Origin of the sequence: Streptomyces sp. NPDC058872 (assembly GCF_042743065.1) — a bacterium.
Lineage (GTDB): Bacteria > Actinomycetota > Actinomycetes > Streptomycetales > Streptomycetaceae > Streptomyces.
In genome coordinates this window covers 37,011-51,390 of the sequence record NZ_JBHYMK010000018.1, presented here as the reverse complement: position 1 = coordinate 51,390, position 14,380 = coordinate 37,011, and the positions used below count along the sequence as shown (strand labels likewise).

The window sequence follows — 14,380 nt, the reverse complement described above, 5'->3', positions numbered from 1 at the left end:
CCGTCCCACCCGGTCGATCCATCCATCGGGGGACATCTCTAGAGATACGTTGACAGGGCGAGGTCGTCGCGCTTCCCTGAATGTCCCCAGGCTTCAGGAACCGGGACGGAGGAGATGCGTGCAGTCACTGCCCGAGGTCGGTGACCTCGTCCGCGACACCGCCACGGGGCGGGTCGGTTTCTACGTGCGGAGCGTTTCCGGGCGTTGTCTGATCCGCGCCGTCCACGGTGGTGCCGAGTGGGAGGCCGACCCCGTCGACGTCCAGGCCGCCACGCCCCTGCACGAGCTGCGGGCCCGCACCGCCGAGATCAACGCACGGAGCAGGAGGGGGCTCGGCGGCTGACGCGGTGCGGCGGTGCCGGGGCGCCCGGGGCTTCCGTCCTCGCGGCCGCCGACCCCTTCGACCGCTGTCCACGGTCGCCGTTCCCGGCCGCCGACCCCTTCGACCGCTGCCCCGGCGGCCGTCCACGGCCCGCTCGAAGACCTCGCGGTCGTCGGGCAGCGGCAGGGGCGCGACCACCGGAACCCGAGTTCCGGCGTCGATGTCAGTGGGGCGCGCCACACTGGGGGCATGTGCCGCAGCATCAAGACGCTCCGCCCGCCCGTCCTGCCCGAGGAGGCCACCGAGGACGACATCCGCGCCGCAGCCCTGCAGTACGTCCGCAAGGTTTCCGGGTTCCGTGCCCCGGCCGCCCACAACCGCGAGGTCTTCGAGCGGGCCGTGGAGGAGATCGCCGGGGCGACGGCGAGGCTCCTCGACGGCCTGGAGGTGCGCGGTGCGCGCCCCGGGGCCGTCAGGACGCCGGAGCAGGAGCTGCGCTCGGACGCCGGATGAGGTACGCGGAGAGGCCGCCGGCCAGGAAGAGCGCCAGGGTCGACACCCCCGCGCTGAACCAGGTCGCGCCGAGCCACTGACCGCCCAACCAGCCGAGCCCCACGCTGTACGAAGCCCAGGTCACCCCCGCCACGGCCGACCACGGCAGGAACTCCTTGACCCGCCGCTTCGCCGCGCCCGCGCCCAGGGACACCACCGAGCGTCCGGCCGGGGCGAAGCGCGCGAGCACCACGAGCAGTCCGCCGCCCCGGGCGAGGGTGGTGCCGAGACGTTCCTGCGCCAGTGCGAGGCGGCGCGAGCGCGCGAGGGCGCGGTCCAGCCTGGCACCGCCCCTCCGGGCCAGGCGGTAGGCGAGGAAGTCGCCGAGCACCGAAGCGGTCGCGGCGCAGAGGAGCAGGGGGAAGAGCGAGGGCACGCCGGGGGAGACCACGGTCGCCGTCGCCGTTGCCGCCGTGGCTGCGGTGATCACCAAGAAGCCGCTCGGCAACACGGGAAGGAAGACGTCGAGCAGGATCGACGCCGCCACCACCGGATAGATCCACGGGCCGGCGGTGAGCGACTGCAGGAAGTCCATGCCGTCGAGCAGATTCACAGGGCCAGAGCCTACGCGGGGCCAGGGGCTCGACCGCCGCCGGGTGCGGGACGGGGGAGGTCCGCTGCGGTGCGGGGGAGGTCCGCCCCGCCCACCGGGGGCGAAGGGGCGCGGGCCGAGGGGCCGGGAGTCAAAGGGGGAGGGGGTCGAGAACGGGCTCCTTCCCCCGACGGTCCGGGTCCGTGTGGTCCCGCTCCTTCCCCCGACGGTCCGGGCCCGGCCTCGTGCGGGGCCGGGCCCGGACGGGGTCAGGCCGCGACCGGGGTGCCCCGTTCTTCCCGGGCATCCGGTGCCGTGGGACGGCCGGAACCGAAGAGGCCGTCCAGGGCGAGGGCGCCCGGACCGGTGAAGACGAGGAGCAGGAAGGCCCAGCAGAACATCGCCGCGCTCTCGCCGCCGTTCTGGAGGGGGAAGAGGGACTCCGGCTGGTGGACCGTGAAGTACGCGTACGCCATGGAGCCCGAGGCGAGGAGGGCGGCGCTCCGGGTGCCGAGCCCGCTCATGACCAGGACGCCCGTGCAGAGTTGGATGACGGCTGCGTACCAACCGGGCCAGCTGCCGGCCGTTTTGACGTCGCCGTCGAAGAGGCCGAAGAGCGAGGCGGCGCCGTGGCAGGCGAAGAGCAGCCCGGTGACGATGCGGAAGAGGCCGAGGGCGTAGGGCTGTGCCCGGTGCAGACGACCTGTGAGATTCGTTTCGGTGGCGCTCGTTTCGGTGGCGCTCGGGTCGGTCACGGGGGACTCCTTCGGTCTGGCCCCGTCCACGGTGGACGGGGTGGGGGACGGAAACCGATGAGGCCGTAAGGTTAGGCACTCCTTACCAGTACTTGCAAGTTCAACATTCGGTCATCGTGGTGGGCGGCGGGGCGCCCTCCGGTGCTGGTCGTCGCCGTGGGGTTGGCGGACGGGGTCAGCAGCCGTTGAGCACGGATTGGAGGGCGCTCTTCTCCGCGGAGTTGACGCTGAGCTTCCAGTGGTACTTCACGTGCACCCAGGCCCGGACGTAGGTGCAGCGGTAGGTCGTTCGCGGGGGCAGCCACTCCGCCGGGTCGCGGTCGCCCTTCGACTGGTTGACGTTGTCGGTGACGGCTATCAGTTGCGGCCGGGTGAGGTCGTTCGCGAAGGCCTGGCGCTGTGAAGTGGTCCAGGAGTTCGCGCCGGAGTGCCATGCCTCGGCGAGCGGGACCATGTGGTCGATGTCGAGGTCGGAGGCGAGGGTCCAGGTGGCCCCGTCGTACGGCGAGTACCAACTACCGCTGATGGCTGCGCACGTGGAGTCGGTGACGACATTGACGCCGTCGCGCTTGAGAACGGTCTCGCGGGTGTTGCAGGTTCCGGACTGGGTGATCCAGTGCGGGAAGAGGCTTCGGCTGTAGCCCGAGGTGGAGCCCTCCGCCTTGACCGTGAGCGTGGCCAGGTAGCTGCGTGCGGTGGCGGCGCTGACCGGGGTGGGCATGGCGGCCTGTGCCGTCGGGGTGCCGGCCAGGAGGGCTGTGGCGGTGAGGGCGGCGGTGGCGGAGAGCGAGGCGAGTTGACGCGCGTAGACCTTGCGGACGGGCATGTGAACTCCCTTGTCGGGGCAGGCGTCCTGGCGGTGCGTCCCGTGGACGCCCGTGGGTGGGCCCGGTCATCGTGGCGGCGCCAGGTTTCCGTGGGGGGTGTGCCAGGTAACAGGGTGACGTCATGGACACGTCACATCAAGGGATGGGTTCAATCTGACGCAGCGGCAGATTTCTTGGGTGCTTCAGGAGCGGGTGATGCATCGGGTGTGACGTGCCCGGGCGTGCGGATGCGCGCGACCGGAAGGTCCGGGCGCGCGCAGGGGAGGGGAGGGGCGGCTACCGCAGCACGGTCAGCGTGATCGAACCGTCCGTCGCGGGCTCCACCGTCAGGCCGGCGAGGTCGGGCACGTGCACGTCCGGCGCGAAGGCCGCCGCGCGCGGACCCACGCCCACGATGCGCATGCCGGCCGCCCGGCCCGCCCGGATGCCGGCCTCCGAGTCCTCGAACACCACGCAGTCCTCCGGGGCGAAGCCCAGTGCTGCCGCGCCCTTGAGGAAGCCCTCCGGGTCCGGCTTGCTGGCTCCGACGCTCTCGGCGGTCACCCGGACCTCTGGCATCGGCAGGCCCGCCGCGCCCATCCGTGCCTCGGCGAGGTTCCGGTCCGCCGAGGTCACCAGGGCGTGCGGGAGGCCCGCGAGCGAGGCCAGGAAGGCGGGGGCGCCGGGAACCGGTACGACCCCGTCGAGATCGGCGGTCTCCTCGGCCAGCATGACCCGGTTGTCCGCGTGGTTCTCCGCCATGGGGCGGTCCGGCAGGAGCAGGGCCATGGTCGCGTATCCCTGGCGGCCGTGCACCACCTTGAGCGCCTCGGTCGCGTCCAGGCCGTGCCGCTCTGCCCAGCGCCGCCAGCAGCGCTCGACGACGGCGTCCGAATTGACGAGGGTGCCGTCCATGTCGAGGAGGAGGGCGCGGGCGGTCAGCGTTGCCGGGGTGGTGGCGGCCATCGGGTCTCCAGGAGGGGTGGCGCGGAGAACGAAGCGGTCCCGCCCACCGGTCAGGGAGTGCGGGCGGGGCCACTTTGTTCTTTCACGATACAAAACGGGGAGCCCTCTTGGCCAACCGGCCCGCGATCCGCCGCTCCGGGGTGCACGGGAACGCGTCGAAGGGGGCCACGGCGAGGAAGGTGTGGCGGTCGCCGGCCCCCCGGCAGCACGGGCGTCGCCGGCCGCTGCGTCCGGGGTCGCGGGAGAGGTCCCCGCCCCCCCGCACACCAAGGGACGGGACCTTCATCGGCCCACTAGAGCCAGGTGCTCCGCTCCAGTGCCTTGCGCGTCTGGGGGCCGTACACGCCCCTCGGGTCGTCCTCGATGTACATCCAGGACTGGTAGGTCTTCACCGCGCGCCAGACCTCCTGGTCGTACTGTCCGTCCACGGCGCCGCGGTACGCGCCCACCAGCGTCAGTCGCGCCTGGAGCTCCAGCACCTCCTCGCCCGACGAGCCGATGCTCAGCGTGACCGTGGCCTCCTCGGTCGGCTGGGGCGGCTGTGAGGACGGAGGGGGCGTTGACGGTGCGGTCGTCGTGGTCGCCGAGGGGGCGGCGGTCGGAGGGGCCGCCGAGGTGGCGGACGCGCTGGGGCTCGCGGTGGTGGGGCTCGGGGAGGAGGAGGGGGACGGCGAGGCGGACGTCTCGTCCGGGGACGGGGAGGAAGCGGTCGGTTCCGGGGTCTCGGAGGAGGGGGAGGGGGCCTCCGAGACGGCGACGTTCAGGGACGCGCTCGTGGTCACCTCGGGCACGGCCGCCCGGTCCTCGGTGTCCTTCGCGCCGCCGAGAACGGCTGCCGCGAGGGCGGCGGTGCCCGCCACGGCGACCGCGGCCACCGAGGCGACCGCCATGCCGCGCTTGCGGCCCCGGGCCCGGCCGCCGCGGGGGCCCGGCGGTACCTCGCCGAGCCCGCGCAGCAGCAGCGGCATCGTCTCGGAGGCGTCACCGGCGCCGGGGTGAGGCTCCGGACCGACGGGACCCGGCTGCGGCCCGGGGGTCGGGGCGGGCGGGTACGCCTCCGGGCCCAGGCCCGTCCGGTACGGGTCGTGCTGCCCCCCGATCGGGACCTCGGCCGGGAGCGGCGCCGTGAGGGCGTCCGTCGGGGGGACGGCGGCCAGCTGGGTGGTCGGGGCGTCCGTCGGGTGCGCGGACGACGGTGCGGGCTGCTGCCAGCCGATCGTCGGGCCCCCTTCGGGTCCGAAGGGCCCCTCGAACCCCCCGGCGCCCGCCATGCCGGCCGGGTGCGCCGTGTGTGCGCCGCCGCCGGCCCCGTGGGCCGGCGCCGGCACGGCCCCGGCCTCGTACGGACTCGCCGGCCCCTCGGCCGCGTCCAGGGTCACGTACGGCCTGATCCGCAGCGGGTCGAAGTCCCCGGCCGCAGCCGTCTCCGCCGTCCGGGCGCAGGCGCAGCCAGGTCTGTGTACACCGCATTCAGGACAGTCGTGTCCGGTCATGATGGGTCCCCTCCCCGATACAACTGCGAGCGATTATGCAGCCCGCCCCTGTCAGGTGGGAGAACGGTGGTGCTTTTCCACAGGCCATAACCGGACATTCGCACCAGGATGGAGAAGCCCGCCACGATACGGAGACGGAGAATCCATGGCCCAGGACACCCGCCCGTCCCGGAACGACGGTGACACCCCCCTGCCCGGGGAGGGGCGGAACCGTCGCACGCTGCTCCTCGCGATCGGCGCGCTCCTGCTCGGCATGCTGCTCGCCGCACTCGACCAGACCATCGTCTCCACCGCCCTGCCGACCATCGTCAGCGAGCTCGGCGGCATGGAACACCTCTCCTGGGTGGTCACCGCCTACATGCTGGCCTCCACGGCCGGCACGCCCCTGTGGGGCAAGCTCGGCGACCAGTACGGGCGCAAGAAGCTCTTCCAAGCCGCCATCGTCCTCTTCCTCATCGGCTCCGCACTCTGCGGCCTCGCCCAGAACATGCCCCAACTCATCGCCTTCCGCGCGCTCCAGGGCCTCGGCGGCGGCGGACTCATGGTCCTGTCGATGGCGATCGTCGGCGACCTCGTCTCGCCCCGGGAGCGCGGCAAGTACCAGGGCCTCTTCGGGGCCGTCTTCGGTGCCACCAGCGTCCTCGGCCCGCTCCTGGGCGGGCTCTTCACCCAGCACCTCTCCTGGCGCTGGGTCTTCTACGTCAACCTGCCGATCGGCGTGGTCGCGCTCTTCGTGATCGCGGCGGTGCTCCACGTCCCGGCGCGCTCCACCCGGCACACCATCGACTACCTCGGGACCTTCCTCATCGCCTCGGTCGCCACCTGTCTGGTCCTCGTGGCCTCCCTCGGCGGTACCACCTGGGCATGGGGCTCGGCACAGATCATCGGACTCGCCGTGCTCGGGGCCGTGCTCCTGGTGTGGTTCCTCTCCGTCGAACGCCGTGCCGCCGAACCCGTCCTGCCGCTCACACTGTTCCGGATCCGGACCTTCAGCCTCGTCTCGGTCATCAGCTTCGTCGTCGGCTTCGCCATGTTCGGTGCGATGACCTACCTGCCGACCTTCCTCCAGGTGGTCCAGGGCGTCAGTCCCACCATGTCGGGCGTCCACATGCTGCCGATGGTCCTCGGCATGCTGATCACCTCGACCGGATCCGGCCAGATCGTGTCCCGGACCGGCCGCTGGAAGGTGTTCCCGATCGCCGGCACCGCCCTCACCGGCCTGGGCCTGCTCCTCCTCCACCGGCTGACGGAGACCAGCTCGACCTGGGAGATGAGCGCCACCTTCTTCGTCTTCGGCGCCGGGCTCGGGCTCGTCATGCAGGTCCTCGTCCTGGTCGTGCAGAACGCCGTCTCCTACGAGGACCTCGGCGTCGCCACGTCCGGTGCCACCTTCTTCCGTTCCATCGGGGCCTCCTTCGGCGTCGCCGTCTTCGGCACGCTCTTCACCCATCGGCTCACCGGCACGCTCGACGCCGTGTTCGCGGGCGCGGACCTTCCGGCCGGCACCGGAGCCCAGCAAGTGGCCGCCGACCCGCGCGCCATCGCCGCGCTGCCGCCCGAGCTGCGCCCCCAGGTGTTGCACGCGTACGCCACGTCCATCACCGACGTCTTCCTGTACGCGGCCCCCGTCGTCCTCGTCGCCTTCGTCATCGCCTGGTTCCTCACGGAGGACCCGCTGCGCGGCTCCGTCACCGCCCCCGACACCAGCCAGACCCTGGCCTCCAACCCGGTCGAGCGCTCCTCGTACGACGAGTGCGCCCGCGCCCTGTCCGTCCTCGGCTCCCGAGAGGGACGGAAGGAGGTCTACGAGAAGATCACCGCCCGGGCCGGGCTGGACCTGGTGCCGGCCGCGAGCTGGCTGCTGCTGCGGATCCGCCGCCACGGCACCGTCGAGCCCTCCCTGCTCGCCGAGACCACCCCCGTGCCCCTCCAGGTGATCACGGAGGCGTCCCGGCAGGTGGAGGAGCGACGGCTGGTGGCCCGGGAGGGGGTGCAGCTGATCCTCACCGAGGAGGGCGTCAGGACGGCGACGGTGCTCGCCAAGGCCCGGGAGGACTCCCTGGCCGAGCTGCTCGGGGACTGGTGGGGTCCCGACCGGCCCACCGACCTGGTGAAGCTGGTGGAGGAGCTGACGGCCGAACTGAGCGGCTCGGACGGCGAGGGTCCCCCCGCGCCCGAGCCGCCCCGCGGCCACCGTGTCTGAGCCGGCGGCGCCGGCCGGTGCCGGACCGGTCCGCGGCCCGGTGCTCAGAGCTCCTTGCCGTACCAGATCTCCATGTAGGGGCCGGTGCAGTACGCCGGTATCTCCCGGTAGCCGTGCCGTGCGTACAGGGCGCGCGCCTCGACCAGGTCGAGGCGCGTGTTGAGGACCGTTCGACGCGCGCCGAGGGCCCGGGCCGCGTCCTCCAGGCCCGTCATCAGGAGGTCGGCACCGCCGAGCCCGCGGAACGCGTGTCGCACGAACACCCGCGTCAGCTCGGCCCGCTCGGCGTCCAGGAGGATGACTCCACCGCACGCGGCGGCCTTCCCGTCGTGGCGGCCGACGAGGAACTCCCCGGAGGGCGGGGCGAGTCGGTCGAGACCCTCGCTCAGCATCTCCTCGTCGTACTCGTCCTCCGCCAGGGGGCGTCGGAAGTAGCGGCCCGCGACGTCACCGAAGTAGTCGCGGCGCAGCGAGGTCGCGTCCGGGGTGTCCACGCGTTCGGGGGAGAAGATCCAGGGCATGCGGGCCATTCTGCGACCCGCATGACCCGCCTCGCCCCCGAATTACCGGGGCGCCGCCTGCTGGACGACCTCGAACGACCACAGCGTGGATCCCGATGCGGCGGGCTTCGGACGCTCGCCGCCCTCACCGCCCTGGTGGGCGGCCTTCATAGAGCCGTTCATCCAGGCCTGGAAGTCCTCCTCGCTGCGCCAGCCCGACGAACGCAACTGCGTGTTCTGAGGGAGAGCCATGACGGCGACGGTGTTGGAACGGAACGTACTGGTCCCCACAGGGGACATGACCCCTACCACCAGCAACCCCCTAGCGGGCACTGTCTTCGCCGAAACCCTCCGGGGCGTTCGCTGCGTTCGGCTGTCCGTACTGACCGACGAGACCACCAGCCCGGAGCGGCAGCGCGAAGCCGGCGACATTGCAGCGGCAGCACACAACATCGGATTCGGCGAGGGTGACCAGCTTCGCGAAGCCGTCGACCTAGACGTATCAGCATCCAAGGTTGGTCCCTTCGACCGCCCGCAGCTCGGGGCGTGGCTCGCGAAGCCGGACGAGTTTGACGCTCTGGTCTGGTGGCGCTTTGACCGTGCCATCCGGTCCATGAGCGACATGCACGACCTTGCCAAGTGGGCTCGCACCCACCGGAAGGTTCTCATCTTCGCCGAGGGCATCGGCGGCGGACCGATGGTTCTGGACTTCCGCAACCCGCTCGACCCCATGAGCGAACTCATGGTGATCATGCTCGCTTTCGCGGCGCAGGTCGAAGCACAAAGCATCAGTGCTCGTGTGGCCGGTGCCCAAGCGGCACTCCGTGCGATGCCGCTCCGGTGGGCTGGTGGCGGGGCGCCCCCGTACGGATACATGCCCGTCCCCATGCCCGAGGAGCACGGCGGGATTGGCTGGACGCTTGTTCCGGACCCGGATGCCGTCAAGGTGCTTGAACGGATCATCCGTGAGTTCCTGGAAGGGACGTCGCTTAACCAAATCGCCATTGCTCTGAACGCGGAAGGTGTCCCAAGCCCCCGGGACCACTGGTCGATTAAGAAGGGACGAGTAAAGGACGAGAAGGTACTCGACTCTCGCGGACGTCCTCGCGAGCGAAGCAAGTGGACCGGTGCCAACATCGGGAAGCTGTTGCGCAACCCGGTGTTGATCGGATGGAAGATGCACCGCGGGAAGCCGGTACGGACCAAGTCCGGCGAGCCGGTCATGATCACAACTGCGCCCATCCTCACGCGCGAAGAGTTCGACCGGATCGGGAAGGTACTGGACGACCGGCACCACAAGGTTGTCTTTACGGCTCGCGTCGACAGTCGGGCCCTCTTGCTCGGCGTCATCCACTGCGCAGGGTGCGGCGGGCGCATGTATCTGCGGGACAGCGAGCGGGTACAGGCGCGGCAAGCCCCCTTCTATATCTGTAGCCCGCAGTCCCGCGGTGAGGTCTGCCCGCAGCCGACCAACGTGCGCGCGTCATGGGTGGACGACTACGTAACCGCCGAGTTCCTTCGGCGCGTCGGCTCCATACAGACGACCACGGTTGTGGAGGTTCCCGGCTACGACCCCGAGCCCGAGCTAAAGGCCACTCTCGCCGAGTTCCAGGAGCACCAGGAGCAGAAGGGGCGGCAGAAGTCGAAGCACGCCGCTCGCGCATGGCAGGAACGGGCGGATGCGCTTGACGCACGGATTGCCGAGCTGGAAGAACGCGACAAGGTGGAGCCGCAGCGGGTTGTAACCCACACGGGACGCACGTTCGGCGACGAGTGGGCCACTGCGACCACCGAGGAGCGACGGGCCATGCTGGTGGAAGCGGGGGTGCGGCTCGATGTCCGCAAGGGACGCTCGGGCGGGTGGCGGAAGCTCGATACCCGACGGGTGGACTTCACCATGTCGGGGGAGCTGGACCCTGCCGCGGAGTCCGTTGCCGTTGCTGCGGGAGACGACGAAGCGATGAAGCGGAACGAAGCACCCCCGGCCCCGGGTAGCTCTGCACGGCTCGTGGAGACGTGTCAAGAGCGGGTGACTGCGGCTGCGTAAGCCGGTTACCCTCGCCGTAGCCCGTGCCGGTATGGAGAGCGCGGGCTAGGCACGGCGCATCCTTGGAACCCGTTCCGGAAATGCAGTACACCCGTGCCGCCCTAGCCAAGCCCCGGTAGTCCCTCGCGGACCGCCGGGGCTTTGCTGTGCTCGCAGCGGGGCCGACCAGCGGGCGGAGCCATGACGGTATGACGGTTCAGACTGTTTTTTCGTATGCACAAGAAAAAATAAGGAGAAAACCAAACCGTCCGTCGAAACACCATCCCGTCATGCTCGGCCCTCGGGAATCCGGTGGTCCCCACACCACAGTGAGGGACCGAGCGGCACGGCTCGCGGCCGGACAGACGGCGCGGGAATCTGCTGGTCCCCACAACACAGTGAGGGACCGCACGAAGCCACCGAGCACGCCGCACGGCGGGTGCCGGGAATCTGCTGGTCCCCACAACACAGTGAGGGCGGGACTACCGCGCACCCACCCCAAGGGGGATCTCGGCGGACCGAGTGCCCGCCCTCACACCAGCTCTGCCCGTGCACCACGCACCCCGCCGTTACGGGGGTGGCCGCAGGGGTCGTGAGGCAGAGCGCGGGGACCGCACCGCCCATGAGTAACCGCCCCTTGACCGGGGGCGCCGAAAGGGGTCGTAAGCGCGTGCGGTCCCCACCGTGTCCGGACCGGTCCCGCCGGCGAGGACGACCAAGCCCACCTGACCCAACAGAGCAGAGGTGCGCGGTACCGGCCCGGCTCGTCCGGGATATCGGCCGCAGAGTTCCGGGTTCGAGTCCCGGGGTGGGCACGCGGCACCACCAGCCCGCCTAGCCCAATGGCAAGAGGCGTCGCGCTTAGACCGCGAAGGTTCCCGGTTCGAGTCCGGGGGCGGGCACGCAGAGAACGACGACCAGGCCGACGACATCGAGGGGGCGCCATGCGCTGTATCGACTGCACCGAGCCGGCGACCCATCGGGGCCGCTGTAAGACCCACCACACCGCGTACGAGCGGCGACCGACCGTCCGCACACGGCGAGCACGGAGCCGACGACGAGCGGCCCGCAACGACGCTGCTGCACGACTCCGCCGGATCATCGAGCGGAAGGGGACCGCGTGGTGTGACTGGTGTCTAGACGACTTCCCCGCGGCAGACGTGGACGTGGACCACGTGCGACCCCTCTCGATGGGAGGGACCGACACGGACGGCAACGTTCAAGTGCTGTGCCGGGGCTGTCACCAGCTCAAGACCAGCACCGAGTTCGGCAGTACCCATGCCGCGTAGACCCCGCCCCCCGTGCTCGGTACCCGGGTGCCCCGAACTGACTGCCCGTGGCGGACGCTGTGCCGCTCATGAGCGTGAGGCGACTGCACTACGGGAGACACCGGGGACGAGCGCGTACGGGCGACGGTGGCCGAACATCCGGCGCCGCTACCTCTACGCCCATCCGTGGTGCGTGCTGTGCACGAAGCCGGCGACGGTGGCTGACCACTTCCCGGAGTCGCGTCGCTCGCTGGTCGCACGTGGCGTGTCCGATCCCGATGCGTGGTCGCGTCTGCGTCCGCTGTGCACGTCGTGCCACAACCGCGAGACCGCGAAGCACCAGCCCGGCGGATGGGCTGCCGAGCGTGTCCGTCCTCGCTTGCCCGAGCCCCCGACCAGGGGGTGACCCCCTCCCCGAGCCCTGAAAGCACGGCAGGGAGGCAAAAAACTCGCATGGCTCATCAGAGCGTTTCGGTGGAGGTGAACCCCCATGGCAGTACCCGGGCAAAAGCCCAAGCCCCATATACAGGCAGTCCGCGAGGGCACGTTCCGCCCGGACCGCAACAGCGAGGGTGCGCGCTTCGCCCCTGCCGAGCCGATCGAACCGGACTGGGACGAGCTGTTGCCGGGCGACTCCGCCGAGGACGTGCGGGGCAAGGCTCGCGATGTGTGGCGCCGGACGATTCCCGCCCTGGTGGTGGCAGCCGGCTTGACCGACTCGCAGCGCGAAACGGCCATTGAGTACTGCCTAACGGTGGCTCGGCTCTGGCAGGCAGAGCGGGAGCTTTCCCGCACGGGGCTGGTAGTCGAGACAGAGCGCGGGAACGTGAAATCGCCGTGGGTGACGATTGCCCACCAGTACCGGAGTCACTTCCGCTCGCTGGTGGGTGAGCTTGGGCTTTCGCCCGCGTCGGCAACCCGGATCACCCCGCCGGACTTTGGTGGGGATGATGACGGAGACGTATTCGACTGACGGTCTGCCCGTCCCGCTGGACGCACTGCGCGAACTCGGCCTCTCCGAGGACGAGATAGCCGACGCGTGCCGCTCGCGGCCCCTGGTGGTGGCAGCACAAGCCGCGGACGCCCCGGGCGCCTACTTCGATGTGTCAGCCGCTCGCCGAGCCGTGGACGCTATCCAGTCGTTCAAGCACACGAAGGGGCGGTGGGGGAACTCCCGGCTTCGGCTCTCGCCGTGGCAGATCGTGTGGGTAATCGCCCCAATCTTCGGATGGCTCGCCCATGACCCGGAGTTGGGCCGCGCGGTGCGAGTCATCCGCTCGGCGTGGATCGAAGTACCGCGAAAGAACGGCAAGTCCACGCTTTCGTCCGGCATCGGTCTGGTGCTGTTGCTCGCGGACCGCGAGATCGGCGCAGAGGTGTACGCGGCTGCTGGCTCGCTTCCACAGGCCGAGCGTGTCTTTGACGACGCTAAGCGCATGGCGCTCACTTCGCGGGCCGTACGGGGCCGTGTGGAGGTTCTACGGGGCCTTATACGGGTGCCGCGTACGGGCGGTGTCTTCCGAGCCCTCTCGAAGATCGCCGAGACCGCCCACGGCTTGAACGTGTCCGGCGCGATTGTGGATGAGGTGCACGTGCACAAGCGGCGTGACCTTATCGACGCTATCGAGACCGGCACGGGCGCCCGAGATCAGCCGTTGGTCATCTTCATTACGACGGCTGACGAGGGTACCGAGGGCAGCATTTACGACGAGAAGCACACGTATACGCGCCGATGCGCGGACGCCGTGGTCTCGGACCCGGGCCACTACGGCGTGATTTGGGCTGCCGAGGAGAAAGACGACCCGTTCGCAGAGAGCACGTGGCGTAAGGCGAATCCGGGGCTCGGCGCGTCTCCCTCGCTCGCGTACATGCGTCGTGAGGCGAACAAAGCCAAGTCGACGCCGAGTTACTTCGCAACGTTCTGTCGTCTGTCGCTCAACCGAAGGATGCGGGCCGCTTCGCGGTGGCTGCCGCTATCGCTGTGGGACGAGAACAACGGCCCCGTGAACGACAAGACGTTTCGGTATCGGCGAGCGTGGGGCGGGGTCGACCTCTCCGCGGTCTCCGACTTGTCGGCGTGGGTTCTCGCTGTTGAATCCCGCGTGCCCGGTGTGGAACTGGAACTAGTGGCCCGGTTCTGGCTGCCCGAGGAACGGGCGGACGAGCTAGAGCAACAGCTACAGGTCCCCATCCGGCAGTGGGCCCGCGAGGGGCTGATCACGCTTACCGAGGGCGACGCGATCGACTATGACGCCATCGAGAAACAGATAGTCGCGGACTGTCGCCGGCTGGACGTCCAGCGGATTTCGTACGACCGGATGTTTGCCGGGCAGCTCGTCCAGCGCATCGAGGCGAAGACGCGTGGTGTCGACGTCGTTCCGGTCGCGCAGACCTACCTAGGCATGTCTCCGGGCTGCAAGGAACTTGAACGGCTGTTGCGCGAGGGCCGAATACGGCACGGCGGTAACCCGGTGCTCCGCTGGAACGCGAGCGTGGTGGAGGTGTACCGCGACGGCAACGACAACATGCGCCCGGTGAAGCCGGACCGCGGAAAGTCGTCCGCGCGTATCGACGGGATTGCCGCTGCGGTCATGGCACTTGACGGCTACGTGCGCCGACCGCTCAAACGTCCTCGCGCTGCGAGCGCTTAGGGGCGAGGCCCCGGGTTTCCCCGAGACCCCGCTTGAGTGTGCGGTCAAATTCCCCGAACCCACATCTTAACGAGGGGTGGGAGACACGTCGCCGCTGCAATTAGCGCAGCGCCGCCCGCAGCCAATGCCGCCCATAGTGCCCCCTGTAGGGCAAAGGCGATAATCCCCGCAATCAGAGCGAAGACCAGTGCCACAAGGATGATGCAGATAACTGCCATCTTGTCCAGGGCGGTGGCGGTAGTCGGGTTGGGTGTACTCATCTCGGATATCTCCATTCGTTAGGTGTCTGCCATAGATCACGTCCTT

13 protein-coding genes, 1 tRNA gene and 1 pseudogene are annotated in these 14,380 nt (G+C 70.0%); 8 read left to right on the top strand and 7 right to left on the bottom strand.

What is annotated here, in order from left to right; genetic code table 11:
• Positions 1-118 precede the first annotated feature (118 nt).
• Together ACFW22_RS14170 and ACFW22_RS14165 are read left to right on the top strand one after the other, a co-directional pair.
• Entirely contained in the window at positions 119-343 is a 225-nt protein-coding gene (locus ACFW22_RS14170; RefSeq protein ID WP_384876728.1) for a hypothetical protein, read from the top strand.
• Positions 344-571: 228 nt separating this feature from the next.
• Positions 572-835, top strand: coding sequence for a DUF2277 domain-containing protein (locus ACFW22_RS14165; RefSeq protein WP_386402995.1), 264 nt, complete (start codon positions 572-574; stop codon positions 833-835).
• Here the strand turns inward: ACFW22_RS14165 and ACFW22_RS14160 are convergent.
• From ACFW22_RS14160 to ACFW22_RS14140, 5 genes are all read right to left on the bottom strand, one after another.
• Positions 795-1,409: a DedA family protein gene (locus ACFW22_RS14160; RefSeq protein ID WP_386403222.1), complete on the bottom strand. Its 615-nt coding sequence runs from the start codon at positions 1,407-1,409 to the stop codon at positions 795-797. The two genes, ACFW22_RS14165 and ACFW22_RS14160, sit on opposite strands and share 41 nt — an antisense overlap.
• A 266-nt stretch (positions 1,410-1,675) precedes the next feature.
• Complete coding sequence (locus ACFW22_RS14155; protein ID WP_386402992.1) at positions 1,676-2,161, bottom strand: DoxX family protein; 486 nt, start codon at positions 2,159-2,161, stop codon at positions 1,676-1,678.
• A 175-nt stretch (positions 2,162-2,336) separates the two neighbouring features.
• On the bottom strand, positions 2,337-2,987 hold the full coding sequence (locus ACFW22_RS14150) for an HNH endonuclease family protein (RefSeq protein WP_386402989.1): 651 nt from the start codon (positions 2,985-2,987) through the stop codon (positions 2,337-2,339).
• A gap of 277 nt (positions 2,988-3,264) precedes the next feature.
• A complete protein-coding gene (locus ACFW22_RS14145; RefSeq protein ID WP_386402986.1) occupies positions 3,265-3,933 on the bottom strand; it encodes an HAD family hydrolase in 669 nt (222 codons plus the stop codon).
• 293 nt (positions 3,934-4,226) lie between these two features.
• Complete coding sequence (locus ACFW22_RS14140; RefSeq protein WP_386402983.1) at positions 4,227-5,426, bottom strand: peptidoglycan-binding protein; 1,200 nt, start codon at positions 5,424-5,426, stop codon at positions 4,227-4,229.
• 145 nt (positions 5,427-5,571) lie between these two features.
• Between ACFW22_RS14140 and ACFW22_RS14135 the strand changes: the two genes are divergently transcribed.
• On the top strand, positions 5,572-7,629 hold the full coding sequence (locus ACFW22_RS14135; protein WP_386402980.1) for a DHA2 family efflux MFS transporter permease subunit: 2,058 nt from the start codon (positions 5,572-5,574) through the stop codon (positions 7,627-7,629).
• 44 nt (positions 7,630-7,673) lie between these two features.
• Here the strand turns inward: ACFW22_RS14135 and ACFW22_RS14130 are convergent, their stop codons facing one another.
• Complete coding sequence (locus ACFW22_RS14130; protein WP_386402977.1) at positions 7,674-8,159, bottom strand: GNAT family N-acetyltransferase; 486 nt, start codon at positions 8,157-8,159, stop codon at positions 7,674-7,676.
• A gap of 33 nt (positions 8,160-8,192) precedes the next feature.
• Positions 8,193-8,342, bottom strand: a pseudogene (locus ACFW22_RS14125) (antibiotic biosynthesis monooxygenase); the annotation flags it as partial.
• 37 nt (positions 8,343-8,379) lie between these two features.
• Between ACFW22_RS14125 and ACFW22_RS14120 the strand changes: the two are divergent.
• From ACFW22_RS14120 to ACFW22_RS14100, 5 genes are all read left to right on the top strand, one after another.
• Complete coding sequence (locus ACFW22_RS14120) at positions 8,380-10,176, top strand: recombinase family protein (protein ID WP_386402973.1); 1,797 nt, start codon at positions 8,380-8,382, stop codon at positions 10,174-10,176.
• An 807-nt stretch (positions 10,177-10,983) separates the two neighbouring features.
• Positions 10,984-11,057, top strand: a tRNA-Leu gene (locus tag ACFW22_RS14115).
• 42 nt (positions 11,058-11,099) lie between these two features.
• A complete protein-coding gene (locus ACFW22_RS14110) occupies positions 11,100-11,444 on the top strand; it encodes an HNH endonuclease (RefSeq protein ID WP_386402969.1) in 345 nt (114 codons plus the stop codon).
• A 469-nt stretch (positions 11,445-11,913) separates the two neighbouring features.
• Positions 11,914-12,396: a P27 family phage terminase small subunit gene (locus tag ACFW22_RS14105; protein WP_386402966.1), complete on the top strand. Its 483-nt coding sequence runs from the start codon at positions 11,914-11,916 to the stop codon at positions 12,394-12,396.
• The gene (locus tag ACFW22_RS14100) at positions 12,374-14,074 is read left to right on the top strand and encodes a terminase large subunit (protein ID WP_386402963.1); all 1,701 of its coding nucleotides are present in this window, start codon (positions 12,374-12,376) and stop codon (positions 14,072-14,074) included. Before ACFW22_RS14105 ends, ACFW22_RS14100 begins: the two co-directional genes overlap by 23 nt.
• Positions 14,075-14,380 lie beyond the last annotated feature (306 nt).

Excerpts from the sequence above, each read along its gene's own strand:
- ACFW22_RS14165 (WP_386402995.1), top strand. The coding sequence starts at position 572 with ATGTGCCGCAGCATCAAGACGCTCCGCCCGCCCGTCCTGCCCGAGGAG.
- ACFW22_RS14160 (WP_386403222.1), bottom strand. The coding sequence starts at position 1,409 with ATGGACTTCCTGCAGTCGCTCACCGCCGGCCCGTGGATCTATCCGGTG.
- ACFW22_RS14150 (WP_386402989.1), bottom strand. The coding sequence starts at position 2,987 with ATGCCCGTCCGCAAGGTCTACGCGCGTCAACTCGCCTCGCTCTCCGCC.
- ACFW22_RS14145 (WP_386402986.1), bottom strand. The coding sequence starts at position 3,933 with ATGGCCGCCACCACCCCGGCAACGCTGACCGCCCGCGCCCTCCTCCTC.
- ACFW22_RS14140 (WP_386402983.1), bottom strand. The coding sequence starts at position 5,426 with ATGACCGGACACGACTGTCCTGAATGCGGTGTACACAGACCTGGCTGC.
- ACFW22_RS14135 (WP_386402980.1), top strand. The coding sequence starts at position 5,572 with ATGGCCCAGGACACCCGCCCGTCCCGGAACGACGGTGACACCCCCCTG.
- ACFW22_RS14130 (WP_386402977.1), bottom strand. The coding sequence starts at position 8,159 with ATGGCCCGCATGCCCTGGATCTTCTCCCCCGAACGCGTGGACACCCCG.
- ACFW22_RS14120 (WP_386402973.1), top strand. The coding sequence starts at position 8,380 with ATGACGGCGACGGTGTTGGAACGGAACGTACTGGTCCCCACAGGGGAC.
- ACFW22_RS14110 (WP_386402969.1), top strand. The coding sequence starts at position 11,100 with ATGCGCTGTATCGACTGCACCGAGCCGGCGACCCATCGGGGCCGCTGT.
- ACFW22_RS14105 (WP_386402966.1), top strand. The coding sequence starts at position 11,914 with ATGGCAGTACCCGGGCAAAAGCCCAAGCCCCATATACAGGCAGTCCGC.
- ACFW22_RS14100 (WP_386402963.1), top strand. The coding sequence starts at position 12,374 with ATGACGGAGACGTATTCGACTGACGGTCTGCCCGTCCCGCTGGACGCA.